21 protein-coding genes are annotated in these 24,896 nt (G+C 70.5%); 14 read left to right on the top strand and 7 right to left on the bottom strand.

Annotation, left to right across the window (positions count from 1 at the left end):
• The first annotated feature begins 84 nt into the window (after positions 1–84).
• The 3 genes from QHF83_RS37910 to QHF83_RS37900 are packed head-to-tail and all read left to right on the top strand — an operon-like array spanning position 85 to position 3,427.
• Complete coding sequence (locus QHF83_RS37910; RefSeq protein ID WP_282422935.1) at positions 85–1,098, top strand: hypothetical protein; 1,014 nt, start codon at positions 85–87, stop codon at positions 1,096–1,098.
• Positions 1,098–2,438, top strand: coding sequence for a serine/threonine-protein kinase (locus QHF83_RS37905; RefSeq protein ID WP_282422934.1), 1,341 nt, complete (start codon positions 1,098–1,100; stop codon positions 2,436–2,438). The genes QHF83_RS37910 and QHF83_RS37905 overlap by 1 nt, the downstream gene beginning before the upstream one ends.
• Entirely contained in the window at positions 2,438–3,427 is a 990-nt protein-coding gene (locus tag QHF83_RS37900) for a hypothetical protein (protein ID WP_282422933.1), read from the top strand. Before QHF83_RS37905 ends, QHF83_RS37900 begins: the two co-directional genes overlap by 1 nt.
• On the opposite strand, the gene QHF83_RS37895 is transcribed toward QHF83_RS37900, so the two are convergent.
• From QHF83_RS37895 to QHF83_RS37880, 4 genes are all read right to left on the bottom strand, one after another.
• On the bottom strand, positions 3,428–4,291 hold the full coding sequence (locus tag QHF83_RS37895) for a DUF4476 domain-containing protein (protein WP_282422932.1): 864 nt from the start codon (positions 4,289–4,291) through the stop codon (positions 3,428–3,430).
• Positions 4,292–4,458: 167 nt separating this feature from the next.
• Positions 4,459–5,322 (bottom strand): hypothetical protein, encoded by an 864-nt coding sequence (locus tag QHF83_RS37890; RefSeq protein WP_282422931.1) that lies wholly within the window; start codon positions 5,320–5,322, stop codon positions 4,459–4,461.
• Positions 5,323–5,338: 16 nt separating this feature from the next.
• Entirely contained in the window at positions 5,339–6,712 is a 1,374-nt protein-coding gene (locus QHF83_RS37885; RefSeq protein WP_282422930.1) for a metallophosphoesterase, read from the bottom strand.
• 78 nt (positions 6,713–6,790) lie between these two features.
• Positions 6,791–7,774 (bottom strand): MopE-related protein, encoded by a 984-nt coding sequence (locus QHF83_RS37880; RefSeq protein WP_282422929.1) that lies wholly within the window; start codon positions 7,772–7,774, stop codon positions 6,791–6,793.
• A 105-nt stretch (positions 7,775–7,879) separates the two neighbouring features.
• Between QHF83_RS37880 and QHF83_RS37875 the strand changes: the two genes are divergently transcribed.
• Positions 7,880–8,515: a hypothetical protein gene (locus QHF83_RS37875; RefSeq protein WP_282422928.1), complete on the top strand. Its 636-nt coding sequence runs from the start codon at positions 7,880–7,882 to the stop codon at positions 8,513–8,515.
• 88 nt (positions 8,516–8,603) lie between these two features.
• Positions 8,604–9,932 (top strand): hypothetical protein, encoded by a 1,329-nt coding sequence (locus QHF83_RS37870; RefSeq protein ID WP_282422927.1) that lies wholly within the window; start codon positions 8,604–8,606, stop codon positions 9,930–9,932.
• Here the strand turns inward: QHF83_RS37870 and adhP are convergent.
• Together adhP and QHF83_RS37860 are read right to left on the bottom strand one after the other, a co-directional pair.
• Positions 9,916–10,974, bottom strand: a complete 1,059-nt coding sequence (adhP, locus tag QHF83_RS37865) for an alcohol dehydrogenase AdhP (protein WP_348980511.1) — start codon at positions 10,972–10,974, stop codon at positions 9,916–9,918. The two genes, QHF83_RS37870 and adhP, sit on opposite strands and share 17 nt — an antisense overlap.
• Positions 10,975–11,134: 160 nt before the next feature.
• The gene (locus QHF83_RS37860; protein ID WP_282422925.1) at positions 11,135–12,181 is read right to left on the bottom strand and encodes an NAD-dependent epimerase/dehydratase family protein; all 1,047 of its coding nucleotides are present in this window, start codon (positions 12,179–12,181) and stop codon (positions 11,135–11,137) included.
• Between the two features lie 197 nt (positions 12,182–12,378).
• On the opposite strand from QHF83_RS37860, the gene QHF83_RS37855 reads away from it, so the two are divergent.
• The 9 genes from QHF83_RS37855 to QHF83_RS37815 all read left to right on the top strand — a co-directional run bounded on the left by QHF83_RS37855 (position 12,379) and on the right by QHF83_RS37815 (position 23,492).
• Positions 12,379–13,074 (top strand): hypothetical protein, encoded by a 696-nt coding sequence (locus QHF83_RS37855; protein ID WP_282422924.1) that lies wholly within the window; start codon positions 12,379–12,381, stop codon positions 13,072–13,074.
• The gene (locus tag QHF83_RS37850) at positions 13,071–13,838 is read left to right on the top strand and encodes a hypothetical protein (protein WP_282422923.1); all 768 of its coding nucleotides are present in this window, start codon (positions 13,071–13,073) and stop codon (positions 13,836–13,838) included. The genes QHF83_RS37855 and QHF83_RS37850 overlap by 4 nt, the downstream gene beginning before the upstream one ends.
• Complete coding sequence (locus QHF83_RS37845; RefSeq protein ID WP_282422922.1) at positions 13,835–14,518, top strand: hypothetical protein; 684 nt, start codon at positions 13,835–13,837, stop codon at positions 14,516–14,518. Before QHF83_RS37850 ends, QHF83_RS37845 begins: the two co-directional genes overlap by 4 nt.
• Entirely contained in the window at positions 14,515–15,198 is a 684-nt protein-coding gene (locus QHF83_RS37840; RefSeq protein ID WP_282422921.1) for a response regulator transcription factor, read from the top strand. The genes QHF83_RS37845 and QHF83_RS37840 overlap by 4 nt, the downstream gene beginning before the upstream one ends.
• Complete coding sequence (locus QHF83_RS37835) at positions 15,191–16,678, top strand: ATP-binding protein (protein ID WP_282422920.1); 1,488 nt, start codon at positions 15,191–15,193, stop codon at positions 16,676–16,678. The genes QHF83_RS37840 and QHF83_RS37835 overlap by 8 nt, the downstream gene beginning before the upstream one ends.
• Before the next feature lie 42 nt (positions 16,679–16,720).
• Positions 16,721–17,533, top strand: a complete 813-nt coding sequence (locus tag QHF83_RS37830; protein ID WP_282422919.1) for an alpha/beta fold hydrolase — start codon at positions 16,721–16,723, stop codon at positions 17,531–17,533.
• A 146-nt stretch (positions 17,534–17,679) separates the two neighbouring features.
• The gene (locus tag QHF83_RS37825; protein ID WP_282422918.1) at positions 17,680–20,883 is read left to right on the top strand and encodes a DVUA0089 family protein; all 3,204 of its coding nucleotides are present in this window, start codon (positions 17,680–17,682) and stop codon (positions 20,881–20,883) included.
• A gap of 95 nt (positions 20,884–20,978) precedes the next feature.
• Positions 20,979–22,313: a hypothetical protein gene (locus QHF83_RS37820; protein WP_282422917.1), complete on the top strand. Its 1,335-nt coding sequence runs from the start codon at positions 20,979–20,981 to the stop codon at positions 22,311–22,313.
• 405 nt (positions 22,314–22,718) lie between these two features.
• Positions 22,719–23,492 carry a hypothetical protein gene (locus QHF83_RS37815; protein ID WP_282422916.1) on the top strand — a complete coding sequence of 258 codons (774 nt, stop codon included), beginning with the start codon at positions 22,719–22,721 and terminating at the stop codon, positions 23,490–23,492.
• A gap of 9 nt (positions 23,493–23,501) precedes the next feature.
• On the opposite strand, the gene QHF83_RS37810 is transcribed toward QHF83_RS37815, so the two are convergent.
• Positions 23,502–24,896, bottom strand: a 1,395-nt coding sequence (locus tag QHF83_RS37810; protein ID WP_282422915.1) for an alkaline phosphatase family protein, incomplete at its 5' end; no start/stop codon positions are given.

The following is a 24,896-nucleotide window of genomic DNA, read 5'->3' as shown; positions in this document are numbered from 1 at the left end:
TCGGCGCGCTCGGAAGGCGTGGTATCTTATCGCGGAATGCGCGTTCTCGCCCGCTTCGTTTCTCGAAAAAGAGCTGGCCTCCTCGTGTCCACGCTCGCGCTCCTCGTCGCCCAGGGACAGGCGGGGATCGCGGCGGCGCAGGCCGAGGAGCGCGCAGTCACGGCGGTGGATCGCGAGGCCGCGACGCGCGCATTCGAGGAGGGCGAACGCGCGTATCGAGCCGGTGATTTTTCAAGAGCAGCCGAACGTTTCGAGGAGGCGTACCGAAACGCCCCGCACCCGGCGCCGCTCTGGAACGCGGCGAGGTCGTGGGACAAGGCCGGCGAGATCGCGCGCGCGGCGAACGGGTACGCGCGGTATCTGCGCGAAGCGCCTCGAGGCGCGGCGGATCGCGACGCGGCAGGCAAGGCGCTCGCCGAGCTCGCGACGAAGCTCGGGCGGATCGAGGTGTTCGCGCCCGAGGCCGAGGATGTGCGGGTCGATGATCTGCCGCTCGAAGGGACGAGCGTGTACGTGCATCCGGGAACGCACGTGATCAAAGGGCGCGTGCGTGGGGTCTCGGTGCAGCGGACGGAGGAGCTCGGAGCGGGGAGCGTGCGCAGCGTGGCGCTCGTCGCGGAGAATGTCGTTTCGACGCCGAAGGAATCGCCGAAAGAGCCAGCACGGCCGATCGTGAAAGCGCCGCGCCCGACGCCCACGAGCACGACGGCGCCGCGCGAAGGCAAACCGTGGCTCGTGCCGGCGCTCGTCGCGAGCGGGGCGGCGACGCTCGTGGGCGCAGGGCTCATGATGTGGTCGGGGGTCGATACGCTGAGCGCGCGCTCGGATTTCGACGCGGCGCCGTCCTGGGACAAACTCTACGAGGGTCGGGACAAACAGTTCCGCACGAACGTGCTGATCGGCGTGTCGCTCGGCCTCGGCGCGATCACGGGCGTGCTCGGATCGATCTGGCTCGTGGGTGACCGCGGCAAGGACGTGAAGGTGGGGTTTGGGGCGAAGGGCGCCGTCAGGCGATCCGAAGCCCCAAGCGTCGAACTGAAGATCACGCCGCCCGTGCTCGGAGGTCCGGCGTTCGTCGCGGCCGCGGGGAGCTTCTAATGGCGCGAGCGATCGAGCGGATCGGTCCGTACGAGGGGATCGCCGAGCTCGCCTCCGGCGGCATGGCGACGACGTTCCTCGCGCGAAAGACGGGCGAGGTCGGCTTCGAGCGGCTCGTCGTGCTGAAGCGCGTGCATCCGCATCTGCTGAAGGAGCCGAACCTCAGGGACATGCTCGCCGACGAGGCGCGCGTCGCGGCTTCGATGCGGCATCCGAACGTGGTGCCGGTGGAAGACGTGGTAAACGCGTCCGGCGAGCTTTGCCTGGTGATGCCGTACGTCGAGTCGCTCTCGCTCGGCGCGCTGCTCGACGCGGCCCGGCGCGGAGGCGAGCGGCTGCCGCCCGCGGTGGCGAGCCGGATCCTGCTCGACGTGCTCGCCGGGCTCGACGCGGCGCACGAGGCGAAGGATCTGCGCGGCGAGCCGCTCGAGATCGTGCACCGCGACGTGAGCCCGCGGAACGTGCTCGTCGGCACGGACGGGCAAGCGCGGCTCATCGATTTCGGCGTGGCGAAGGCGGCGCGGCGCATCACGCAGACGAAGAGCGGGATCATGAAGGGGACGATCGCGTACATGGCGCCCGAGCAGCTCCGGCGTCGCGAGCTCGATCGGCGCGCGGACGTGTTCGCCGCAGGCGTGGTGCTCTACGAGGCGATCACGGGCGAGCGGCTCTTCGATGGGCGAGACGAGGCGGACGTCTTGATCGGCGTGCTCGCGGACGAGATCCCGCGGCTGTCGGAGGCCGCGCTCGGCCTTTCGCCCGCGGTCGACGAGGTGCTCGAAGCGGCGCTCTGCCGGGATCCCGAAGAGCGCTTCGCGTCGGCCGCCGCGTTCGCGGAGGCGCTCGAACGCGCGCTCCCGCCGGCGCCCGCGCGCGAGGTCGCGGCGATGCTCGCGCGGCTCGGGGCGGCGGAGATCGAGCGGCGGCGAGAGGCGGTGCGTGTTTTTCTGGACCAACCGAGGTCCGAGGCGGCCACCGAGAACGCGCCGCGCAAGCGATGGTCGTCGCGGGCGATCGTGGTGCTCGCTTCGGCGGCGGCGCTCGCGGGCGGCGGTTTCCTCGCGGCGTCCGCGATGCGACGGGCGGCGCCGAGCCCGGCGCGGGCGAACGCGGGCCTGGAGGCACACATGGCATGGACGCGGGAGGCCGTGGTTGTCTCGACGAACACGACGCTCACGGAAGCGCCGGGCGGGAGCGGGGTGGCTGCCGCGCCATCGGTCGAGGCGAGGCCTGTGGCGGGCGCTTCGACCGGTTCGACGCGGCCGAAGGCGCCCGCGTCGCGATGGGATCTGCACGCGAATCCGTATCGGACGGGGGAGATCGGCGACAATCGCCGGTGATGCGTGGAAAACTTCTCGCTTGGCTCTTCCTCGGGCTCCTCGGATGTACCGTGTTCGATGGGCTCACGGTGCCCCCGGAGGCGAGCGCGCTGCCCGGTTATCTCTCGATCGAGGAGGGCGCGCGGGCGTGTAGCCTGGTCTTTCGCTGTCCGCTGCTCTCCGAGGCCATCGCGCGTTCGATCGGCGTGCCGGCGAGCGCGACGCGGTTCTCGACGTGCCTCGGGTGGCTCGCGGGCCCGCTTCCGCCCAGCCGATTCGGGCTCGCGGCGCAGGCGAGCCTGCTCGGCTGCGTGAGCGAGGCCGGGGGCTGCGAGGAGGCGCTCGCGTGCGCCTTCGTCGAGCCGCTCGGCGAGGACGACACGCGGTGCGCGGGCGTGGCGGGCGACGCGTGCGCGTCCGCGGGGATGCTCGTCGATTGCACGAGCCGGTACGCCGAGCGCTGCGTGACGCCGCACTGGGGCGCCGGGAGCGAGTGCAGGCTCGGGCTCGGGAGCGAGGGGCGATGCGCGCTCAGCGGGTGCTTGCCCGATACCGCGGCGGCGCCGCGCTGCACGTCGGGGGTCTACGTGCGTTGTGATCCGGCGACGAACCTGAAGGTCGCGAAGAATTGCAATACGGTGGGGCTCACGTGCCCGGAGGGCGCCGAGGGCGCGGACGCGCAATGCGCGACCGAGGACGGGATGTTTCCGTGCGACGAGCCGGGCGCGACGTCGTGCGCGCCGAAGGAGGCGCGGGTGCGCGTCTGCGACGGCTCGCTCGCCTCGGAGTTCGATTGCGCGGCGATGGGCGCCGCGTGCGTCGCGGAGGACGGGGGCGCGCGGTGCGCGCGGTCCGGGGAGGCATGCTCGCCGCTCGATCCCGGGATCGACGAATGCAATGGGTCGTCGATCTCGGTCTGCGTGGCCGGCTCGAGGGTCACGCTCGATTGCGCGACCCTCGGGCTCTCGTGCGTGCCGCCGGACGGGACGTCGAGCGGCCATTGTGGATAGTCAAGGAATGCGGAGAATGGCGGCGGCGCGGGCGCGGGCTTCGTAGGTGACGAATGGGTCGAGCAGGCGCGAGGCGTCGCCGCGACCGACGAGGCCCGGGGCGAGGATCTCGAGCGCGCGGAGGCGCGACTCTTCGAATGCGAAGCGCGTGATCAGATCGTGCGCTTGCCCGACCGTGACGGCGCGATTCCCGAAGACCTCGGCGAGGAACGCGAGGCGGCTGCGGTCGTCTTGCAAGGCCTCCATGTCGGCGATCGAGGTGCGGAACTGGATGGCCGAGAGGGGCCGTTCGAGCTCGAACGCGGGCGGCGGATACGCGCCGTGCGAGGGCGGCGGCGGGACGCGCTCGACGATCGGCGAGCCGTGGCGGTCGAGGGAGAGGGCCACGACGCCGGGCGTGGCCTGGACATGGCCCTGCCAAACCCTCCGGCCGCCGCGGGTCATGACGACGCCATAAGCGCGCCCCTCGGGGACGAACATGACACCGGGGCGCCCCTCGATCGAGCCGACGACGGTGTCGCCGTCATAGATCCAGGCGATCCCGCCGTAGGCCGGCGCGATGCGGAGTTCGGTGTAGCCGGGGTAGACGTTCGTGTAACGCCGCGGCGTGGGGGCGGGGCCGTATTGTGGGCGCGGGATCGATCGATGGCCGTAGGGCCGCTCCGCCGGGGGTGCCGTCTGGACCTGCGGCGGCATCTGGACGGGCGTCTGCCATTGCGCTCGCATCTGCGCGGGCGTCCTCATCTGGACTTTTCCGAGGAACGACGCATCGAGCGACGCGTCGATCCCGACGTCCGCTCGCGCCTCCATCACAGGCCCGAGCAGAGGGGCGCAAAAAGCCAGGATCGTCGCGTACTTCTTCATTTCGAACCTCCACGCAGCCATCACGTCGGCAGCGAATCTTCGACGCGACGCAGCGCGGACGATTCACGCTCATCAGGACGATTTCGACGTGGACACGTCGATCGTCTGGCGGGAAAAACGGACAAGAATCGAAGATGTGGAGAGGGTGGAGAACGTCCGGTCGGGCTCTACCGGGGAGGCCTGGGGGGTTGGTCCACCATGTCCACGGGGGGTTTGGGGATCGACGGGCTCAGGCGCTCGAAGTTTTTCATGACCTCTTGCGGGCTGGCAGGCTGGACGATCTGTTTGTCTTGTCGTTTCTGAGGCCATCCGTCGGCGCGGCACCAGTCGTAATCGAGCTCCATGCGAGAGCCGTCGTTGAGCTCGATCTTGGCAATGACGGTCGATTTGCAGGCGTTGACCGTGGCCGCGGCCTCGAACGAGGGCGCGCTCCCCCCGATGAGCTCGCTCTTCGAGATGTAGAAGACCGGATTCAGCTCGTACACCACGCGCTTGATCGAGTCCTTCTGCGCCTCGGGGACGTCGAGCGAGAGGAGGACGTCGAAGAGCGCGCCGCCTTGCGCGCCCGGGCGCTGCACCACCTTCGCCCGCGGCGTCGGGCGCAATCCTTCGGGGACCTTGCCCTCCTCGGCCAGCACGACGCTCTCGGGGCCCTCGGCGACGGGGCCCGCCCCCGCTGCCACCCCGGCGGTGGCGGGGGGCGCTGGTGCCCGCTGGCTGCGCAGGTAGGCTTCGAGATCCTTTTTTCGATCCTCGAGGCGGCGCGTCTCCTCTTCGAGCTTCTTGCGCGATTTCTCGACCTCGTCGAGCTTGGCCTGCCCCTCGCTGAGCCTATGATCGAGCTCGTCCTTGGCCCTGCGCGTGTCGTAGATCTCCACGTTTTTCCGGGCGATGTCGATCGCGAAGTAAACGACGACGAGCGCCGTCAGGAGGACGGGGACGAGCGTCACGACCATGCTCCTCTGACGCTGCGAGCGCGCCCGCTCCTCGAGCGCCGAGAGCTCTGCTTCCAACCTTTCTTTTTCATCCATGGTCATGGCTCGCCCTTCAAATGAGCCGGTGGAATCGCTCGTCGAGCACCTGCACGAGCTCGTCGTCGCGGTGCGACGCGCAACGCTGGTAGCCGTCTTTCAAAAAATGCAGCCTGTCGATCGCCTCGCGATACGACGCGAGCCGCATCGGGAGGCCGATCGAGCCCGCGAAGAGGAGCGCAAAGCCGCCCGATACCGAGAGGACCGGGGGCAGCGTGCGGTAGAGGTACGCCGCGAGCGCCATGCCGAGGACGACGGCGGCGCCGACGCTCACGAGCTGCACGCGGAGCGTCGTGCGGTGCGAGTCGATCGCGCGTTCGAGGTGCTGGATCTTGACGGCGATGCGGCCCTTGCGGGTGAGGCTCGGCGGCGAGGGCTCGTCGGGCGGAGGTGTCTTCGGCAAGGGCTCGGGCCGAGAGCCCGAGGAGACGGCCGCGTCCGCAGGGCCGAACCGGAGGGCCTGGGTGTCCTCGCCGCGGCCCGCGTCGGCCCATTCCATGGTTTGCGGGTCGTATTCGCGGCGAATGCGGCGCCCGCGGGTCGGGCCCTCGACGACGAGGATCTGGTAGGCAATGGGGAGCGCCCATTCCTTGCGGCCATACTCGGCGACGCCCGCGCTCGCGCAGGCGGCGATGGCGAGGAACCAGCCGTCGAGCTCGCGTACGTCGTGCCAATCGACGTGCTGGTGGCCGTGGAGCGCGAGCTGGAATCGCTCACGCGCGAGCCAGCGCCGCATGCCGCCTGCGTCGGTCATGACGCTGTAATCGGTGCGTCCCACGCCCGCGGGGCTCTCCAGGTGGTGGTGGACGACCGCGATCCGAAAGTGGCCGTTGCTCCGCGTGCGCCGGAGGAGCCCGTCCGCATGGTCGCGCTGGCCAATGCCCACGGACCCGTGCTCCTTCTGCGCGCTCGCTTCGAGCTCCTCGCAGGAGTTGAACGCGACGACCTCGACGTCGAGGTCCTCGAAGACGTGGTGATCGACGCGCTTGTGCGGCGGCGTATCGGGCGCGAAGGCCGGGCGTGTGTCGCCGTAGAGCGCGCCGCGGATGCGGTCGTACAGGACGTACCGGGCCGCGGGATCACCTCCGCGCAGGACGTCGTGGTTTCCCGGGGCGATCACGATTCGCGTGGCCGGCAGGCCGAGGCCCTCGGCGAGGGCCTTCAAGAACGCGACGACGGGCTCGACGCCGGTCTCGTTGCCGCGGTCGAGGAGGTCGCCGGAGACGACGACGAGCTCGGGCGCGAGGCCTTCGTTGCGCAGGTCGTAGAGCAGGCTGCCGAGGAGCCCGCGGCGGTTGTGGGGCGCGACGGCGAGCTCGGTGGCCTCGGTGTTCCAGTAGTGGCCGCGCGCCTCGGGCGCGCAGAAATGCAGGTCCGAGATGTGGAGCACGCAGAGCCTCGGCCCACCCGATGGCATGATGCCCATGAAACGCGGGACGCGGTCCGCCGTCAAGGCCCCCCGCTCCGCTCAATCCGCGCAGCAGAGGACGCCGCCGCCCTCGGGGCCGAGCTTCGTGACGATGTGTGCCTCGGCGCAAAGATCCCCGCCCCCGCATTGCCACGGCGCGAAGAGCGCGCCACAGGCGTTGGCGGAGGTGACGTCCAAGACACCGCAGTTGCCGTCGTTGGAATTGCCGAGCGTGCCGCAACCGAAGAGGTCGTTCGCCGTGAGCTCGGTCGTCGCGCAGTCCCCGCCGCAGCTACAGCCATTGCAGATGTCGGGATCCGTGTTGGTGCCGAGCGTACAGATGCCGCAGCCGGTCGAGCCCTGCCCCGTGGCGAAGAAGACGTTCGGGGTGAAACCCACGCCGAAGCAACCGTCGGGCGCGTGCGAGGCGACGTCGTCCGCGCCCTTGCAGACGTGGAACCCGGGCGAGCAGAGGTCCGCCGCGCTGCAGCCGTTTCCGTTGGGATTCGGGCTCGTGTTGCCGGTGACGTGATTGCATTGCGGGACGGGGGCCGTGTGGATGCCTGGGACGCTCCATCCGCCCGAGCAGGCGGCGATGAGCGGGAATTGTTGCTCGTCGACGAACCCCTCGCGCGTGCCGTCGCTGCAACCGTTCGGCTTGACGCAGGCGTCGTCGATGATGCCATTACAATCCTCGTCGATGCCGTTGCCACAGATCTCCGGCTTCGGGGACACGTCCGAGGCGCATGCGAGGGCGCCTCCGGCGCAGACGACGGTGCCGTCCTTGCAAATGCCGGGCAGGTCCGCGATGCAATCGGCGCCCGCATTCTGGCTGTCCTCGTCGACCTGGCCGTCGCAATCGTCGTCGACGCCGTTGCAGAGCTCGACGGTGCAGACGGGAGGCCCGCCGCCCGTGCCGCCCGTGCCGCCCACGCCGGCGCTGCCGCCGCTCCCCAGATCGAATTCCGCGGGATCGCTGCGAGCGCCGCAGGCGATGAGCAGGGCGGGCACGGCGATGGCTGTGGCGAAGAAGGACACGCGCATGAGCAGATCGGCAGGATGCCTGGATCGCGAGGGGGCCGCAAGAATGCGGGAACCCGGGACGCGCGGCGGGTGTCCGCGATCGAGCCGCTCGCCCGAGGCTCACGCATGGACACCCCGCCGCCCCTCCCTCCCGTGAAGCCGTTCGTCCCCGTGCTCTGCCACGGTTTTTCCCTGGCCGCCCACGTGCTGCTGCTCGGCGGGGCAGCGCTCCTCGGGCGGCTGGGTTCGTACGACGCGACGTCGATCCAGGAGCACGCCCTGCGGGCGCAGATGCTGATCGTGACCGCGGAGCTGGGGGAGGCGGTAACCGAGGAGCGAGGCGGCGCGCGCAAGGTGAGCGGGCCTTGCGACGAGGGCACGATGGGGCCGGTGCGCAAGGATGCGGACCACGCGGTTGCTCCCGGGGAACGGGCCGAGGCGCGCAAAGTGGAGGATCCCGCAGCGAACGACGTGCCGCCGGGAACGTACGATCTGTCGCTCCAGCCGGGCACGATGATGTCGTATAGCTGGCAACACGAAATGGGCATCGGCTGGGGAGGAACCCAGGACGCGGTCATCAATCGGGGCGTTCGTACCGATGCGGAGTCGCCGACCCAGCGTCGCGAGCACGGGGAGGCGGACAACGCGATCCCCGGAGGCGGGCCGCCGAAAACACGCGTTTGCCCGCCGTCCCAGGGCGACCAGATCGTCTTCTGCCGCGCCACCTCCCGGATGTCGAAGCCGCTCGCGAAGACACACTGAGCCTCGACGCGTCACGTTATCCCGAAACGGCGCGAATCCCTCTCGCAGTCCCGCGCGGATTGCCGTACCCTCGCACCTGGAGGGACACGTGCATACGTTCGCGCGAGCCTTGCTCTTGGGTGCGTGCCTGGGCCTCGTTTCTTGCGCCGAAGGGAGCTCGACGCCCGACGCGGCGAGTGGTTCGTCGGGGGACGGCGGGCAAGGCGGCATCGCCGGCGCCGGGGGACAAGGAGGCAACGGCGGAACGGGCGGCGCCGCGGGCATGGGTGGCATGGGCGGCGCGGGAGGCACAGGCGGGGCCGGCGGCATGGGCGGCGCAGGCGGGGCCGGCGGCATGGGCGGCGCGGGAGGCATGGGCGGAGCAGCGCCGGTTTGTGGCAATGGCGTGGTCGAGCCGGGAGAGGCGTGCGACGGCGCGAGCGTGCCTTGCGCGGCCCTCGGGTACCAGAGCGGCGAGGCGGCATGCACGGCGGCATGCACGCTCGACGTCGCGCAATGCGAGGACTGCGGCAACGGGGTCATCCAGCCGGAGATCGGCGAGAAGTGCGATTTCGACGCGCAGGGCGATCCGCTCGTGGCGGCGACGTGCCAGAGCCTCGGTTTTCCGAACAGCGGGGCGAATCCCGGTTGCAACGACGATTGTCGGTACGACATCCGGGTCTGCCTCTGCGGCAACGGCGCGCTCGACGACGAGGAGATCTGCGACGGCTCGGACCTCGGCGGAAAAACCTGCGTGACCGAGGGCTTCGGCAGCGGGACGCTCGCCTGCACGCCCGATTGCACGCTCGACACCTCGAGCTGCAGCCTCTGCGGCAATGGAATGCTCGATCTCGGCGAGGCGTGCGACGGCCCGGACCTCGACAAGAAGACGTGCGTGACCCAGGGGTTCGGCAGCGGGACGCTGACGTGCACGAGCATGTGCACGTTCGATACGTCGGGCTGCAATCCTTGCGGCAATGGCACGATCGACCCCGGCGAGGGCTGCGACGACGGCAACCAGACCCCCGGCGACGGCTGCTCCGCGAATTGCCAGATCGAGGCGGCCGTGTGTGATCCCGACGGGACGTACACGATCGTCGGCAATCCGATCAGCTACACGTGCTGCAATGGGCTCGTGAGCGTGAACATCTCGAAGTTCGTGTTCGCCGGGGACGGGGCCATCATCGGCTCGTCGCCGTCGAACCCCGTGACGATGGCCGGCCAGGCGACGACCTGCCCGTCGGGGAATTTCAGCAATTCGGCGTCGATCGCCGGCGGATGCACGGAGACGTTCAGCCTGGTCGGGAGCTTCGACGGGCCGAACTCGTGGACGGGCCTCTACCAGATGACGTTCACGGGCCAGGACTGTAGCTGCTTCGGCGGGCTCTTCGGCGCGCCCTGCGTCAATCAGCTCTTTTCGATCAGCGCGGCGCGCTGACCCGACCCTTTTCCTCCTCGCGAAGGGCGAGCACCACGCGGCCGTGGATCGTCCCTTCCGCCATGCGCGCGAATACGCTGTTGATCGCCTCGAGCGGCTGCACCTCGGTGGTCGGCCGGATCTTGTCGTGCGCGGCGATCTCCAGTGCTTCCTTCAGGTCCATGCGGGTGCCCACGATCGATCCGCGGAGCGTGAGGCGCTTGAGCACGACGTCGAAGATCGGCGTGGGGAAATCGCCGGGCGGGAGGCCGACGAGCACGCACGTCCCGCCGGAACGAAGGGTCCCGAGGGCCTGACGGAAGGCGCCCGGCGAGACCGCGGTGACGAGCGCCCCGTGCGCGCCGCCGATCTGCTTCTGGACCTCGGCCGCCGGGTCGACGTGCAGCGCGTCGACGGCGATCTCCGCGCCGAGCTCGCGGGCGAGATCGAGTTTGTCTTCGCCCACGTCCACGGCCACGACGCGCAGGCCCATCGCCTTCGCGTAAGGAATCGCGAGGTGCCCGAGGCCGCCGATGCCCGAGACGACGACCCATTGCCCCGGACGCGCCTCCGTCTCCTTGAGGCCCTTGTAGCTGGTCACGCCGGCGCAGAGGATGGGCGCGGCGTCGACGAAGCCGAGCACGTCCGGAATGCGCCCCACGTAAGCCGCCGGCGCGACGACGTACTCGGCATGGCCGCCGTTGACCGAATACCCCGTGTTTTGCTGCGACGGGCAGAGCGTCTCCCAGCCGGTGATGCAAGGGTCGCAGGCGCCGCACGCGCTATGCAGCCAGGGGACGCCGACGCGGTCGCCTTCTTTGAGCGTTTTGACGCCGGCGCCGAGCGCGGCGACGTAGCCGACGCCCTCGTGGCCGGGGATGAAGGGCAAGGCGGGTTTGACCGGCCAATCGCCGTTCGCCGCGTGGAGATCGGTATGGCAAACCCCGCTCGCCACGACGCGGACGAGGACTTCGCCCGCGCTCGGCACGGGGACGGGGACCTCTTCGAGGGAAAGGGGTTGTCCAAACGCCCGAACGACCGCGGCCCTCATCGTACGTTGCATCATCGCTCTCCAGGTGCAGGTGGCTTTCGAGCGAGACCTTCCGCAAGGGCCATGCCATCCCTGCGATTGCCTGGTTTTGCGGCGTGATGGCCGAGCCTGCGGCTCGGGACGTGCGCCGCTTGCGTGGCGGCGCAGATGCTGCGTCTCCGGTGGAGGCGGGCTACTCGAAGCTCATCGAGGGACCGGGCCGCATGGTCGCCCGCTCCTCGAGCCAGCGTTCCGCGAGCGCGATCTCCCTCGCGCGCTGGTCGTAGCCGTCCGGCGGCGTCGCATACCCGTAGGCGAGGAAGCTCGCGACGATCTTGCCGAGGGAGGTGGTGAGCGGCTCGTGGCGGAAGCCGAGCTCGGCCTCGGCTTTCGAAGGATCCAGCATCGACATCCATTTGCTGCTGAACGGCGAGACGTCGCGGAGCTCGAGCCCCGCGGCGAGGACGTCCGCGGACGCGACGGGCGCGAGCCTCGCCCGGGATCCGAGCATTCCTCGCAGGAGCCCGAGCAGCTCCACGAGGGACGGCGTCTCCCGCTGGCAGACGTTGTACGCTTCGCCGAACGTCTGCTTTTGGCCAAGGATTTCCACGAGGAACCGCGCGACCTCGCCCGCGTAAACGTGACGAACCGGCTGCGTCCCGCCGTCCGGAACGATGACCGGACCGCCGTCGACGAGGCGGACGAGATAACGGTCGAGCCGGCGATAATGGTCGCGCTCGCCGTTCACGATGGGGATACGAACGCGCGTGGCGGGGAAGCGTGATTTCTGGAAGGCCTCGACGAGCGCGTCCTCGCAGTCGCGTTTGCCCGTGCCGTATTCCCAGTTCCCGAGCTCGTCCGCGTCCGTGGGGCGGGGCATGACGGGGCCGGCATAATCGACCTCCCGCGAAGGCCGCGGCGCGCCCTCGCGCACGAGGTAGACCTGGCCCGTGCTGATGAAGACGTAGTGCCCCACGCGGCCGCCGAGCGCGTCCACCGCGCCCCGCGTGTCCTCCCAGCGATACGCGGCGAAGTCGACGGCCGCGTCGAAGTGGCGGTTTTGCATGAGCCGGGACAGATCGGCCGTCGTCCGATCGCCCCGGAGCCGCTCGATCCGCGCGCCGAAGGCATCCGGCAGGGTCCCGCGATTGAACAAGGTGACCTGGTGCCCCGCCGCGAGGAGCCGGTGCACGAGGAGCGGCCCGACGAACCGCGTCCCGCCGATGACGAGAACGTGCATGGCACCCCTTCTAGCAGCGAAACCGAAGAGGAGACAACGGAACGGCGGCCGAGGGGTGGATCGCCCGTGATCCACCCTGCCACAATTTCGTCGAATTCATTCCACGACTCCTCCGCGGCGACGGCAGAGGCGCGCCAAACCGGCGGGATACGAAAAGGAGGTCTCGGGCGGCCCGTGGCCGCCACACCGGAGGAAAGATGCAAGCCCACGCCCCGTACGTCGATGCCCTCGCGGGCGACGCCCCGCCCGAACCCCAAGGGACCACGCCCCCGCCGCCCCCGCCCGGCGCCGCCGCGGAAGCGCCCGCCGACGAGAGCGCGCCGTCGTTCGCGAAGTCGCTGCTCGGCGACGGGCCGGAAGGCGCCGCGGGCGCGCTGCGCGACGACGCGCGGAGGTTCGCCACGGCGCTCGCGCTGTCGGCGCTGTATGGCCTTTCGATCGGGACGCGGGACGGCGGGCTCTCGATCCTGAAGCACGCGGCCGCGGTGCCGCTCGCGCCGCTCGCCGTCGCGGGGCTCGGCGTGCCCGCGCTGTTCATCGTGCTCACGCTGTTCGACGCGCCGATCGATCCGCCGGCCGCGGTGAAAGCCGCGGCGCGCGGGGCGGCGACGACGGGCCTCGTGCTCGGCGGGCTCGCGCCCGCGATGGCGCTCTTCGTGACGACGTCGAGCTCGCGCGTCGGCGCCGCGTTCTCGGCGGGGCTCGGGCTGATGCTCGCGGGGATCTTCGGGCTGCGCGCGTTTCTCGGCGCGATCGGGGTGCCGCTCGGGCGCGCCTCCGCGGGCGTGCGGACGATGAGCGGCTTCGCGCTCGCCGGCTTCGCGATCTTCGCGACGGCGCTGTCGGCGCGGGTCTGGTGGAGCACGCTGCCGATCTTCGGAGGTGCCCAGTGAGCGCCACCGTCCTCGCCCGCTTGCTCCGCGCGCCCGGAGAGATCGCCCGCGCTTGTCGCGACGACGATCCGGAGGTGCGCGCCATCGCCGCGACCTCGCTCGCCTCGATCGCGCTCGGCGCGGCCGCGTTCGGCGGTGTGCTCGGGAGCTTCCGCGGCGGCATGCAGATCCTCTACGGCGCCGCGAAGGTGCCGCTCGCCGTGCTCGCGACGCTCGCGCTCGCGGCGCCCGCGTTCCACGCGCTCGCCGCGGTGCTCGGCAGGCCCTGGCCGATGCGCTCGATCGTGGCGCTCGCGCTCGCGTCGGCGGGTCGATCGTCGCTCGTCTTGCTCGCGTTCGCGCCCGCGCTCTGGCTGATGCTCGATCTCGGCATGGGGTATCACACGGCGGCGATCGTCGCGTCGGGCGCGTACGCGGTGGCCGGCTTCGCGGCGCTGTCCTTGCTCGTGCGAGGGCTCGGCGAAGGGAAAGGGCGGGTCACCACGGCGATCGCGTTCATCAGCGTGTTCTTCGCGGTCGGCGGACAAACCGCGTGGATCCTGCGTCCGTACCTGGTGCGGCCGCGCGCGGTGAACGTGCCGTTCCTGCGCGACCGCGAGGGCAGCTTCGCCGAAGCCGTGCTGACGAGCCTGACGTCGGCCGCGATTTACAGCGACCGGCCGTATCGGATCGACGCGCCCGCGGAGTCCGACGGGTGGGAGCGCGGCAGGAGCACGCGGTCGCGCGAGGTCGAGGAAGACTTCGAGGAGGAGGGCGGGCAATGAGCCTGCGGGATCTGTCGGTGCTCTACCTCGTCGCGGGAATCTGCTGCGCGGTGGCGATCTACCGCTCGTCCCCCGCGGGGGGCTCGCGCGCGGTGATGTCGGCCGCGCTGGCCGTGCCGCTCTGGCCGCTCTGGGCGCCGATCGCGCTGACCGCGAAGCGCGCGGCGGAGGTGCCGAAGGGCGCGGCGGGCAGTGCGCTCGCCCGGGTGAAAGCCGCGCTCGCGGAGGCCGTCGCGGCGTCGCGGGGCACGCCGCTCGCGAGCGTGCTGCCGGCGGAGGCCGCGGCGCGGATCGAGGCGGAGGTCGAGCGGCGCGTCGCGCGGCACGCGGAGCTCGAAGCGCTCCTCCGCAAGGAGGCGTTCGACCTCGGGCGGGCCGAGGCGCGCGTGCGCGAGCTCGAACGCGCCTCGGGATCGAGCCGCGCGCTCGCGACGGCGCGGCTCGACCTCGACAACGTCCGCCGCCTGTCGTCGCTGCGCGACCGGGACGCGCGCGCGCTGGAGGAGCTCTGCGCGCTCGCCGAGGCGCTGCGCACGCAGGTCACGGTGGCGCGCTTCAGCGGATCCTCCGCGGCGGACATCGGTGGTATCGTCTCGGAGGTGCAGGCGCGGGTCGAGGGCCTCGGCGCTGCCCTCGAAGCCGAAGAGAGCCTCCGCGCCGAGGAGCCGATCGAGACGTGAGCAAGCACATCCTGGTCGTCGACGACGAGGCGCGCATCCGCGAGGTCCTGCAGTACGCGCTTCGCAAAGAGGGCTACGAGGTCTCCGTGGTGACCGACGGACGCGAGGCGATCGAGGCCGTCGCGAAGGGAGGCGTGGACCTCGTGATCCTCGACGTGATGCTGCCCGAGGTCGACGGCCTCTCCGCGTGCCGCCACATCCGCACCGAGAGTCGCGTGCCGATCCTCTTCCTGTCCGCGCGCAGCGACGAGATCGATCGCGTGCTCGGCCTCGACCTCGGCGGCGACGACTACCTCACGAAGCCCTTCTCCGTGCGCGAGCTCGTGGCGCGCGTAAAAGCCCTCTTCCGCAGGCTCGAAGCCCCAGGCGAGGCCACACGGAAAGTGCTCACGCACGGGCGGATCGAGGTCGACGTGGAGCGACACGAGGCGCGGCTCGACGGCGCGCCCGTGACGCTCACCGCCACGGAGCTCGGCTTGCTCGGCGCGCTGCTCGAACGGCCTGGCATCGTGCTCTCGCGCAGCCAGCTCATGACGCGCGCGTACCGCTACGACAACCTCATCACCGAGCGCACGATCGACACGCACGTCCGCAGGATCCGCGCGAAGTTCCGCGCAGCGGGCGGCGAGGACCCGATCGCGACGGTGCACGGCGTCGGGTACAAGGTCGCCGGTGCGTAGGCTGCTCGTCCTGCTCGGCCGCATCCGCGTCCGGCTGCTCGTCGTGAACCTGCTCGTGCTGTTCGTGCCCGCGATCGGGCTCGAATTCGCGCGGATCCACGAGCGAGAGCTGCTCGACGCGCTCGAGCGCGACATGTCGAACCAGGCGATCCTCGTGCGCTCGCTCGTCGAGCAAAACCTCGGCGCGGGCCGCGCGCTCGGGGATCCGGAGCACGAGAAGATCCTCGCGACGGCGGCCAAGCGGACGCGGACGCGGATCCGGCTCGTGGACAAGGCCGGCGAGGTGGTGGCCGACTCGCACGCGGACGGGCCGCCCGAGGGGCCGGAGCCGCCGCCGCCGCTCCGGCTGCCGCGCGCGCGGGACGTGCGGTGGGCGCTCGACATGCGCTCGGCGGAGAAGTGGCCCTTGGTCGCGGAGCGCTTCGAGGTGCGCTCGGCGCTCGCGGGCACGAAGGCGACGCGCACGCGCGTGCGCGACCGCGACCCGGGCGTGATCCTCTTCCTCGCGGAGCCCATCCGCGCGGGCGGCGTGGTGACGGGCGTGGTGTACGTGGCGCGATCGACGCAGCCCGTCCTCTTCGAGCTCTACCGCATCCGCTCGGGCCTCGGGCGTGTGCTCGCGGTCGCGCTCCTCGGCACGGGCCTCGTGACGCTCGTGCTCGCGTGGAGCATCTCGCGGCCCCTCGGTCGGCTCTCGCGCGCGGCCAAGCGCATCGCGGCGGGCGAACGCGACGTGGTCGTGCCCATCGGCGGCGGCGGCGAGATCCGCGAGCTCGGCGAGTCGTTCGCGTCGATGAAGGAGCGGCTCGACGCGCGCATGCGGTACATCTCGGAGTTCGCCGCGGACGTCGCGCACGAGTTCAAGTCGCCGCTCACCTCGATTCGCGGCGCGGCGGAGCTGCTCGGCGAAGGCGCGCACGACGATCCGGAGGCGCGCGTTCGTTTCTTGCGGAACATCGAGCTCGACGTCGAGCGGCTCGATCGACTCGTCTCGCGCCTGCTCCAGCTCTCGCGCATCGAGGCCTCGGCCGAGCCGATGCGCGTGTGTGACCTCGAGGCGCTCGCGCTCGCGGCGAAGGAGCGCGCGTCGGGGCCCGATCAGCCGGTGATCCTCGAATTCTTGGCCAGCAAGAAAGACGTGTTCTGTCGGCCCGTGGACGTCGATACGGCGCTCGGCAACTTGCTCGACAACGCCGTTCGATTCTCGCCGCCGGGAGAGCCCGTGCGGCTCCGCGTCGAGGGCGGCCCGCCCGAGGCCGTGATTCGTTTTGCCGTGGAGGATCGTGGCCCGGGCGTGCCGCCCGCGATCTTGCCGCGCATCTTCGACAGGTTCTTCACGACCGACGCGGATCGCGACGGCACGGGGCTCGGGCTCGCGATCGTGAAGAGCGTGGCGGAGGCGCACGGCGGGCGGGTGATCGTGGACAATCGACCCGGCCACGGGGTCACGTTCACGCTGGAGATTCCCTGCCGGCGGTGAAGAGACTCCTCTCCGCCGCGTGGAGCTTCTACCTTGCATGGGATGACGTTGGTGGATGAGGAGCCGCGCGTCCTCGAGCGAGAGGGCTGTCCGCTTCACTACTGGCTCGTCGGCGACGCGGGGCGTCCGCTCGTCGTGCTCACCCACGGCGCGGGGCTCGATCACCGGATGTGGCGCGACAACGTCGCAGCGCTCGCCGAGCACCATCGTGTGCTCCTCTGGGACGTGCGCGGGCACGGGCTCTCGCGACCGATGGGGACACGTTTCACGGTCGAGACGGTGATCGACGACATGGTGGCGCTGCTCGACGCGGTCTCCGCGCCACCGGCGGTGCACGTGGGGCAGAGCATGGGGGGGAACCTGGCGCAGGAGCTCGTCCGGAGGCACCCCGATCGCGTGCGCGCGCTCGTGCTCGTGGACTGCGCGTGCAACACGGCGGACCTCTCCTGGATGGAGCGCCTCGGCGTGTGGCTCACGCCTGCAATGCTCCGGCTCTATCCGTACGGCGCCTTGATCCGGCACAGCGCGCAATCGATCTCGGCCTTGGAGAGCGTGCGTGTGTACTGCCAGGAGGCGATGTCGCGCCTCGAAAAGCACGAGACGCTCGAGGTGATGATGGCGGTCCTCGGCTGCATGCGTGACGAGCCGGACGGCCGCATCCCGAAGCCGTTCGTGCTCGTGCGCGGGGCGCTGAGCCGCGCCGGATCGATCGCGAAACAAGGGCCCGCATGGGCCCGGCGGGATCCGTCGTGTCGCGGGGACGTGGTCATCGCGGACGCGAACCACTGCGTGAACATGGATGCGCCTCGGGCCTTCAACGACGCCCTGGGCTCGTTCCTCGCAACGCTCGCGTGACGGGAAGACGGACCAATGAAGGCTTGACGCCGGCCCGTTGATTCATTGAGGTGTCCGGGCTCTTCGCTTGCAGAGGCCCTCGGGTACGCGTCTCGGCGCAGGCGTCGGGCGAGACATCGCTAACCATTGGGAGCGAAGAATCGCGCATGACGAGGCTAACGAGGCACGTTGGTATGGCGCTCGTGATCGGCCTGGGATCGTTCGGATCCATGGGCTGCGAGCTGATCGCAGCGGTCGATCGGAGTGATATTCCGCAAGGACAAGGCGGGGCCGGGGGCACCGGAGGCCAGGGAGGCCAGGGCGGCGTAGGCGGCCAGGGCGGCCAGGGCGGCCAGGGAGGCCAGGGCGGCCAGGGCGGCCAAGGCGGCCAAGGCGGCCAAGGCGGCCAGGGAGGCCAGGGCGGCCAAGGCGGCCAAGGCGGCCAAGGCGGCCAGGGCGGCGCGGGCGGCTCGATGATGGACGAGTGCGGCGACGGCGCGATCACCGGCGCCGAGGCCTGCGACGACGGCAATACGACGGCCGGCGACGGCTGCGACGCCGCGTGCGCGCAGGAAGCGGGCTTCATGTGCTCCGGCGAGCCCAGCGTGTGCACGACGACCTGCGGCGACGGCATCCCCGCGGGCGAGGAGACCTGCGACGATGGCAACACCACGGCCGGCGACGGCTGCGACGCTTGCGCCCCGGAGCTCGGCTACACGTGCACGGGCGCGCCGAGCGTCTGCACGACGACCTGCGGCGACGGCATCAAGGCCGGCACGGAGCAGTGCGACGACGGCAACACGAAGGACCTCGACGGCTGCAGCTCGACCTGCGTCGTCGACACGTTCTCGGAGACCGAGCCGAACAACGGCTCCGCCACGGCGAACGGCCCGTACAAGGCGCCCGTCCTCGTGAGCGGCTCGATCAACCCCGGCAGCGACGCCGATTGGTACGAGCTCGTCGTGCCCAGGACGGTCGACCTGCACATCGAGACGTACGACGCCTCCGGCCCGTCGAGCTGCTTGAACATCGACACGCTCGTCACGCTCTACGCGCCCGACGGCACCACGGTGATCGGCTCCGACGACGACGGCGGCACGAACGCGTGCTCGCGCCTCGACGGCACGACGAACGCGGCGCTCAAGCACCTCGCGGCGGGCATCTACTACGTGAAGGTCGAGGAGGCCGGAAACGACAAGGTGATCCCGGGCTACAAGCTCGTCGTGACGTACGACGCGGTCTGCGGCAACGGCACGGTCGAGGGCGCCGAGGAGTGCGACGGCGGCGCGAACTGCGAGGTGACCTGCGATCGCATCCCGGTCTGCGGCGACGGCTTCGTCGACGCGCCCGAGACCTGCGACGACGGCAACACCATGGACGGCGACACGTGCAGCGCGACCTGCGAGACGTCCGTCCTCATGGAGACGGAGCCGAACGAGACGAGCGCGCAGGCCTCGGGCGGCTTCGCCCCGCCGGTGCTCTACCAGGGCGCGATCAGCCCGGCCACGGACGTCGATTATTACGCGATCAAGCTCGACCAGACGAGCGACCTCACGGTCGAGTCGTTCGACGCGAACGGCCCCGGCTCGTGCAACGGCGTCGACACGTTGCTCCGCCTCTACGGCACCGACGGCACCACGCTCCTGCTCGAGCGTGACCTCGGCGGCCTCGGCGCTTGCGGCAAGATCGACGCGAAGAAGCCCGGCGACGGCGCGGCCCGGCACCTGCCGGCGGGCACGTATTACGTCTCCGTCGAGGACTACCTCAACAACACGGAAATCCCCGGCTATCGCCTGCAAATCACGCTCGACGCGACCTGCGGCAACGGCAAGGTCGAGGGCGCCGAGGAGTGCGACGGCGGCGCGGGCTGCTCGATGACCTGCGATCGCGTCGCGGTCTGCGGCGACGGTAAGATCGATGCGCCCGAGACCTGCGACGACGGCAACACGACGCCGGGCGACGGCTGCGACGCTACGTGCACCAAGGAATCGACGCCGGAGACGGAGCCGAACGACACGAGCGCGACCGCGAGTGGTCCCTTCACGCCGTACACCATCGTGAGCGGCGCGATCACCCCGGGCAGCGACGTCGACTTCTACAGCTTCACGCTGAGCGCGGTCTCGGACGTCCGCCTCCAGACGCACGACGCGAACGGCCCCGGGAGCTGCGCGTTGCCGCTCGACACGGTGATCACGCTCTACGGCCCGGACGGCACGACCGAGCTCGCGGAGGCGGACGACGGCGGCATCAACATCTGCTCGCGCATCTCGGGCAAGACGCACGCGGGCGCGCGGCACCTCGCCCCGGGCACGTACTTCGTCAAGGTCGAGGACTTCGAGAACAACACCGTCATCCCCGGCTATCTGCTCGAGATCGCCGTCGAAGCCGTCTGCGGCAACGGCGTGGTCGAGGGCGGCGAGGAGTGCGACGGCGGCGCCGGCTGCGAGCCGACCTGCGATCGCACCCCGGTCTGCGGCGACGGCTACCTCGACGGCGCGGAGACCTGCGACGACGGCAACACGACGGCGGGCGACGGCTGCAGCGACGCGTGCGCGCTGGAGACGGGGGCCGAGATCGAGCCGAACAACTCGACGCCCGAGGCGGACGCCGGCATGATTCTCACGGGAAGCGCCAACGTGACGGGCTCGATCGCCGCGGCGGGCGACGTCGACCTCTTCCGCATCGACCTCGCGTCGGACGCAGCGCTCGTGCTCGAGACGCTGAACGACACGGGCATCGGCTGCGGCTTCACGTCCACGCTGCGCCTGCTCGATGCGACCGGGCAGCTCCTCGAGACGGACAACGTGAGCGGCGAGGGCTCCTGCTCGGCGCTGACGATGAACCTCGCCGCGGGCACGTATTACGTCGGCGTCGAGGAGGCGAACAACGACGGGACCATCGCCTCGTACATGCTGCGGGCGAAGGTGCTCACGGAGAGCGGCCCCGAGAACGAGCCGAACAACCAGCAGAGCGAGGCCCACCCGGCGACGGGCTGGGACACGGTCGTCACGGGCTTGCACATGTCCCACGACGACGACGATTACTTCGCGATCACGGTCCCGGCGGGCAAGTCGCTGCGGGCCGAGATCATCGAGGGGACGGCCGCGGAGTCGTGCGCGAACGGGGCGGATCCCATCGATAGCTACCTGACGCTGTACGATGCGGCGGGCGCGGAGCTCGGCGCGGACGACGACGGCGGGCGCGGCTATTGCTCGGCGATCGACGGCCTCGGCGCGACGGCGCCGCACGCGTTCGCGAAGAACCTCGCGGGCGGCACGTACTATCTGGTCGTGCAGGCCTCGCCGTTCTCCGCGATGCCGGGCAATCCCATCGCCGTGTTCGATTACAAGCTCGCGATCACCATCCGGTGAGCCGCCGGGATGGGGGCGGCAATCCGCCCCCATCCGTCCCGCCTCTGCCCATCCTCCAAGCTTGACGCCATCACGAAGTACGCGACAACTGGGGAATGTTTCCCCGGTTCGTCGCGCTCTCCGCGTTCGTCCCGTTTTTCGGCTGCGCGCAAGGTACCGAGCCGCCCGATTTCACGTCCGGGGCAGGCGCCTCGCTCGCCGCGAGTAGCTCGTCGTCATCGTCGTCCGCGAGCAGCAGCTCCGGGATGGGCGGCGCGGGCGGAAGCGGCGGCGTCGGCGGTATGGGCGGAAGCGGGGGCGCGGGCGGAAGCGGCGGCGTCGGCGGCAGCGGGGGCGCCGGCGGTATGGGCGACGGGGGCGGCTCCGGTGGAATGGGCGGCTCCGGTGGAATGGGCGGCTCCGGCGGGGGCAATCCCACGGGCACGCTGCTCGTGCTCGCGGGCCCTGGGGCGGGGGCAGCCCATTACGATCCGGCCGCGGGCTGGGCCACGGGCTCGATCAACCTCCAGTTTTCCGCGGCCGGGCTCGCGCCGAAGCCGGAGGGCGTGGTGGCGGTCCTGCGGCGCCAGAGCGCGGATGCGGCCGAGAACAACGAGCTCTTCTGGGCGACGTGGACGAAGGCCGGGGGCTTCGGGGCCGTGCAGAAGGTCGGCGACTTCGGATTCGCGAAGGACGGCCCGGCCGCGTCGCCGCTCGGCGTGGCCACGCTGATGACGTTCCTCGGCACGGACCACAAGCATTATTTCGCGCAATACGAGGCCGGCGCGTTCGGCCCGTTCAACCCGATGCCCGCCGGCATGGTGCAGATCCCGGCGTTTGGCCCGAGCGCGACCGCTCTCGCGAGCGACGGCGCGGCGGGGGCGTATGCGGTGTACGCGGGCGACGACGCGCATATCTATTACCTCGCGAAGAGCGGGCCCGGGGGCGCGTGGACGCTTTCGGCGCAGGCGCCGACCTCGCCCGTGGCGAACTGGCTGCGGCCGTTCGCGCTCGTCGACGCGGATCAGGATTTGCGCGTTTTCTACGTGCGGCAAGCCGACAATCGGATCTGCACGGTCAAGCTGACGACGCCGCAGAATTCGTGGACCGCGGAGGAGAGCGTGGGCACGGCGACGACGGGGCTTTCGCCCTCGGTGGCCGCGACGGCGGCGGGAGATTTCGTGGTCGCGTTTCGAGGCGTGCTGAACGAGGGGATGTATTTCGTGCGTGGAAAGGACGGGGCGTGGGGCGCGGCCACGACGATCGAGGTCCCGCAAACGACGTCGTCGACGCCGGTCGCGCTTTCAGGGTTGTCAGGGGCCGATGCGGAGATCGTGTATGCGACGGGGGGGACGCTGAAGCATGCGCGGGTGAATGGGGCGCAGGCGACGGTGGCGGCTGTGCCCGGGGTGGCGAATGTGACGAATGTGGCGGCGATGATCGTGCCTTGATCAGCTTCCCGTTCGCCTCGCCTCCCCCGACCTCTACATCGACGCCCCCGACCTCCTTCGAGACGCCCCCTCGGCCGTACATCGGCGCCCTGAACCTCCTTCGAGACGCCTCCCAGCCGTACATCGACGCCCCGCACCTCCTTCGAGACGCCTCCCAGCCGTACATCGACGCCCCGAACCTCCTTCGAGACGCCTCCCAGCCGTACATCGACGCCCCGAACCTCCTTCGAGACGCCGCCTCGGCCGTACATCGGCGCCCCGCACCTCCTTCGCGACGCCTCCCACCCGCTTCGCGACGCTCCCCAGCGTTCCAGAGCACGAATCCGCCCTTTCCGAGACGCCCCGATGCGTTACCGTCCACGCGCAACATTCCACCTCTCCTTCCGTTCACGGAAAGGAACCATCATGCCCCTCGATACAGCCACCATCGCGCCCAAGGCCCGGCAGGAGTACCTCCGCATCGGCAAGCAGTTCGGCTCCACCGATACCCTGAACCAGGCCAACAAGACCCTCGAAGCCCTCCTGAAATACGCCCCCGCCCTCAAGAATCACGGCTTCAATGCGGCCGACGTCGCGCGGCTCTCCGACGGGCGCGACGCGCTCATCGCCGCCGGCATCGGGCGCGCCGGGGTCGCAGGTCAGCGCAAGCTCACCAACAGGGGATTCATCGCCGCATTGAAGGAAGGAAAAGGCGCACGCGAGACCGCCCACAGCATCCTTTACGCCGGGCGAAGTGACCTCGAAGAGAAGGGCGACGAGGTCACCGCGAATGCGATCGCCGTCGCCCTGGACCAAACACGCGCCACGCAGGACGACGCCGAAAAGCTCGCCGTGCAGCTCGATACCCTGCGAGATGTCCTGAAGGGCCAGGCCGTGGCCGCCGTCGTCGAGGACCGCGGTGGCCCGGATGCCGTCACGCGCCTCGGAAAAGCCGCCGACGCCTTGCGCGCCGCCGCCAAGGAGCGCGAGGGGCAGAGCACCGTGGCCGCGACCGAGCAGCTCGACCTGATCGACGGAATCATCGTCACGCTCGCCCGCTCCGCGCGCAAAGCGGCGCGCGCGGCGGCCCGCGAGACACAGCACCCCGCGCTCGCCGCCGCATTCGAGCTCACGCACCTGTACGGCACGCGCGGCGAGCGCGCCCAGGCGGCTGAAGAGCCCCCGAGCGCGCCCGGCTGACGCGTCGGATCAATCCCGGATCCGCACCGCCCCGAGCCGCGCCCCCGCCTCGATCACCCTCTTCGCAATCGCCATCCCCTCCCCGCGCCGATCGAGCTCCTTCGGTACGAGCCCTCGCTCGAGCGCCTCCCGGAGCTCCGGGTGTGTCTCCGCGTGCTCCCTTCGCGCCATGAGCTCGGCCATCGAGACATCCACCGGCGGCAGCTCCACCGGCGGCCGGGGGTCCGACAGGTACGCCGGCTGAATGCACGACGAAAGGTCGTTCGCCGCGGCGATTCGCTTGTTCCACGCCGGCAACCCGAACCGCCGGCAGAGCGTGCGGATCACCGAGACGTGCTCGAGCCGCGTGCCCACGGCGCACCCCTTCCGCGTGAACGGCCCCGCCACGATCGACGGTACGCGGAAGCCGAGCTGCTCGAATTCGGCTTCGTCGTCGTCCGTGGTCGGCGGCGCCACGTGGTCGAAGAATCCGCCGTGCTCGTCGTAGGTCAGGACGAACATCGAGCGGCCCCATTGCGGGCTCTTGGCGAGCGCCGTGTACACGCTCGCGATGAGCGCCTGCCCGAGCCGGATGTCGTGATCCGGATGGTCGTCGTTCGCGCCCGCGCCGAAGAACTGCGGATCGATGAAGACCACGTTCGGCAGCGTGCCCGCCTCCGCGTCCGCGAAGAATTGCTCGATGCCCGCGAGGCCGTTCGTCTTGAGATATCCGCCCGAGCACCACGCGATGTCGTGGTAATAGACCTTGTGGCTGACCTTGGCCTCGTTCAGGTAATCGAAGATGCTGTCGAAGCCGAGGACGGGCAAATTGCCCTTTTGCCCCTTGCTCGTCCCGCCGTGCAGGTAAAACCGGTTCGGCCACGTCGGCCCCATGACCGAGGCAAACCATCGATCACAAACCGCGTGCGCGTCGGCGAGCGCATACAGGACCGGGATCTGGTCGCGGACGTGGTACCCCATCACGTCCGCCTGGGCCGATCCCGCATGCGCCAGGACGAACCCGTCGTTCTTGCCGCCGTTCCACTGCGCGTGCGCGGCGTCCCAGTTGTGCGGCGGATCCTCGGGCGTGTAATCGTCGAGCTTCGAGACGGTGATCCATGTTCCGTCCGGCGCCGGGTTCTTTTCCGTGCCGTCGAGGCCAATCACGTCGCGGCCCTCGAGCAGGCGCAAGCTGCCGAGGTAATGGTCGAACGAGCGATTCTCCATCATCAGGATCACGAACGTGTCGATCGGCGCGAGCAGCTCCTCGGGCGAGAGGCCGCCCGAATCCGTGCAGCTCTCGCCCGGATCACCGCCGCCCGCGCCGCCTTCGCCGCCCATTCCGCCCGCGCCGCCCGCGCCCCCGGCGCCGCCCGCGCCGCCTACGCCTGCGCCGCCCGCGACGTCCGTCGCCGAACCCGCGCC

The organism is Polyangium sp. 15x6 (assembly GCF_029960785.1).
Classification (GTDB): domain Bacteria; phylum Myxococcota_A; class Polyangia; order Polyangiales; family Polyangiaceae; genus Polyangium.
This window is presented reverse-complemented; position numbering and strand designations above follow the sequence as displayed.

Excerpts from the sequence above, each read along its gene's own strand:
- QHF83_RS37905 (WP_282422934.1), top strand. The coding sequence starts at position 1,098 with ATGGCGCGAGCGATCGAGCGGATCGGTCCGTACGAGGGGATCGCCGAG.
- QHF83_RS37900 (WP_282422933.1), top strand. The coding sequence starts at position 2,438 with ATGCGTGGAAAACTTCTCGCTTGGCTCTTCCTCGGGCTCCTCGGATGT.
- QHF83_RS37895 (WP_282422932.1), bottom strand. The coding sequence starts at position 4,291 with ATGAAGAAGTACGCGACGATCCTGGCTTTTTGCGCCCCTCTGCTCGGG.
- QHF83_RS37890 (WP_282422931.1), bottom strand. The coding sequence starts at position 5,322 with ATGGATGAAAAAGAAAGGTTGGAAGCAGAGCTCTCGGCGCTCGAGGAG.
- QHF83_RS37880 (WP_282422929.1), bottom strand. The coding sequence starts at position 7,774 with ATGCGCGTGTCCTTCTTCGCCACAGCCATCGCCGTGCCCGCCCTGCTC.
- QHF83_RS37875 (WP_282422928.1), top strand. The coding sequence starts at position 7,880 with ATGGACACCCCGCCGCCCCTCCCTCCCGTGAAGCCGTTCGTCCCCGTG.
- adhP (WP_348980511.1), bottom strand. The coding sequence starts at position 10,974 with ATGCAACGTACGATGAGGGCCGCGGTCGTTCGGGCGTTTGGACAACCC.
- QHF83_RS37860 (WP_282422925.1), bottom strand. The coding sequence starts at position 12,181 with ATGCACGTTCTCGTCATCGGCGGGACGCGGTTCGTCGGGCCGCTCCTC.
- QHF83_RS37855 (WP_282422924.1), top strand. The coding sequence starts at position 12,379 with ATGCAAGCCCACGCCCCGTACGTCGATGCCCTCGCGGGCGACGCCCCG.
- QHF83_RS37845 (WP_282422922.1), top strand. The coding sequence starts at position 13,835 with ATGAGCCTGCGGGATCTGTCGGTGCTCTACCTCGTCGCGGGAATCTGC.
- QHF83_RS37830 (WP_282422919.1), top strand. The coding sequence starts at position 16,721 with ATGACGTTGGTGGATGAGGAGCCGCGCGTCCTCGAGCGAGAGGGCTGT.
- QHF83_RS37825 (WP_282422918.1), top strand. The coding sequence starts at position 17,680 with ATGACGAGGCTAACGAGGCACGTTGGTATGGCGCTCGTGATCGGCCTG.
- QHF83_RS37820 (WP_282422917.1), top strand. The coding sequence starts at position 20,979 with ATGTTTCCCCGGTTCGTCGCGCTCTCCGCGTTCGTCCCGTTTTTCGGC.
- QHF83_RS37815 (WP_282422916.1), top strand. The coding sequence starts at position 22,719 with ATGCCCCTCGATACAGCCACCATCGCGCCCAAGGCCCGGCAGGAGTAC.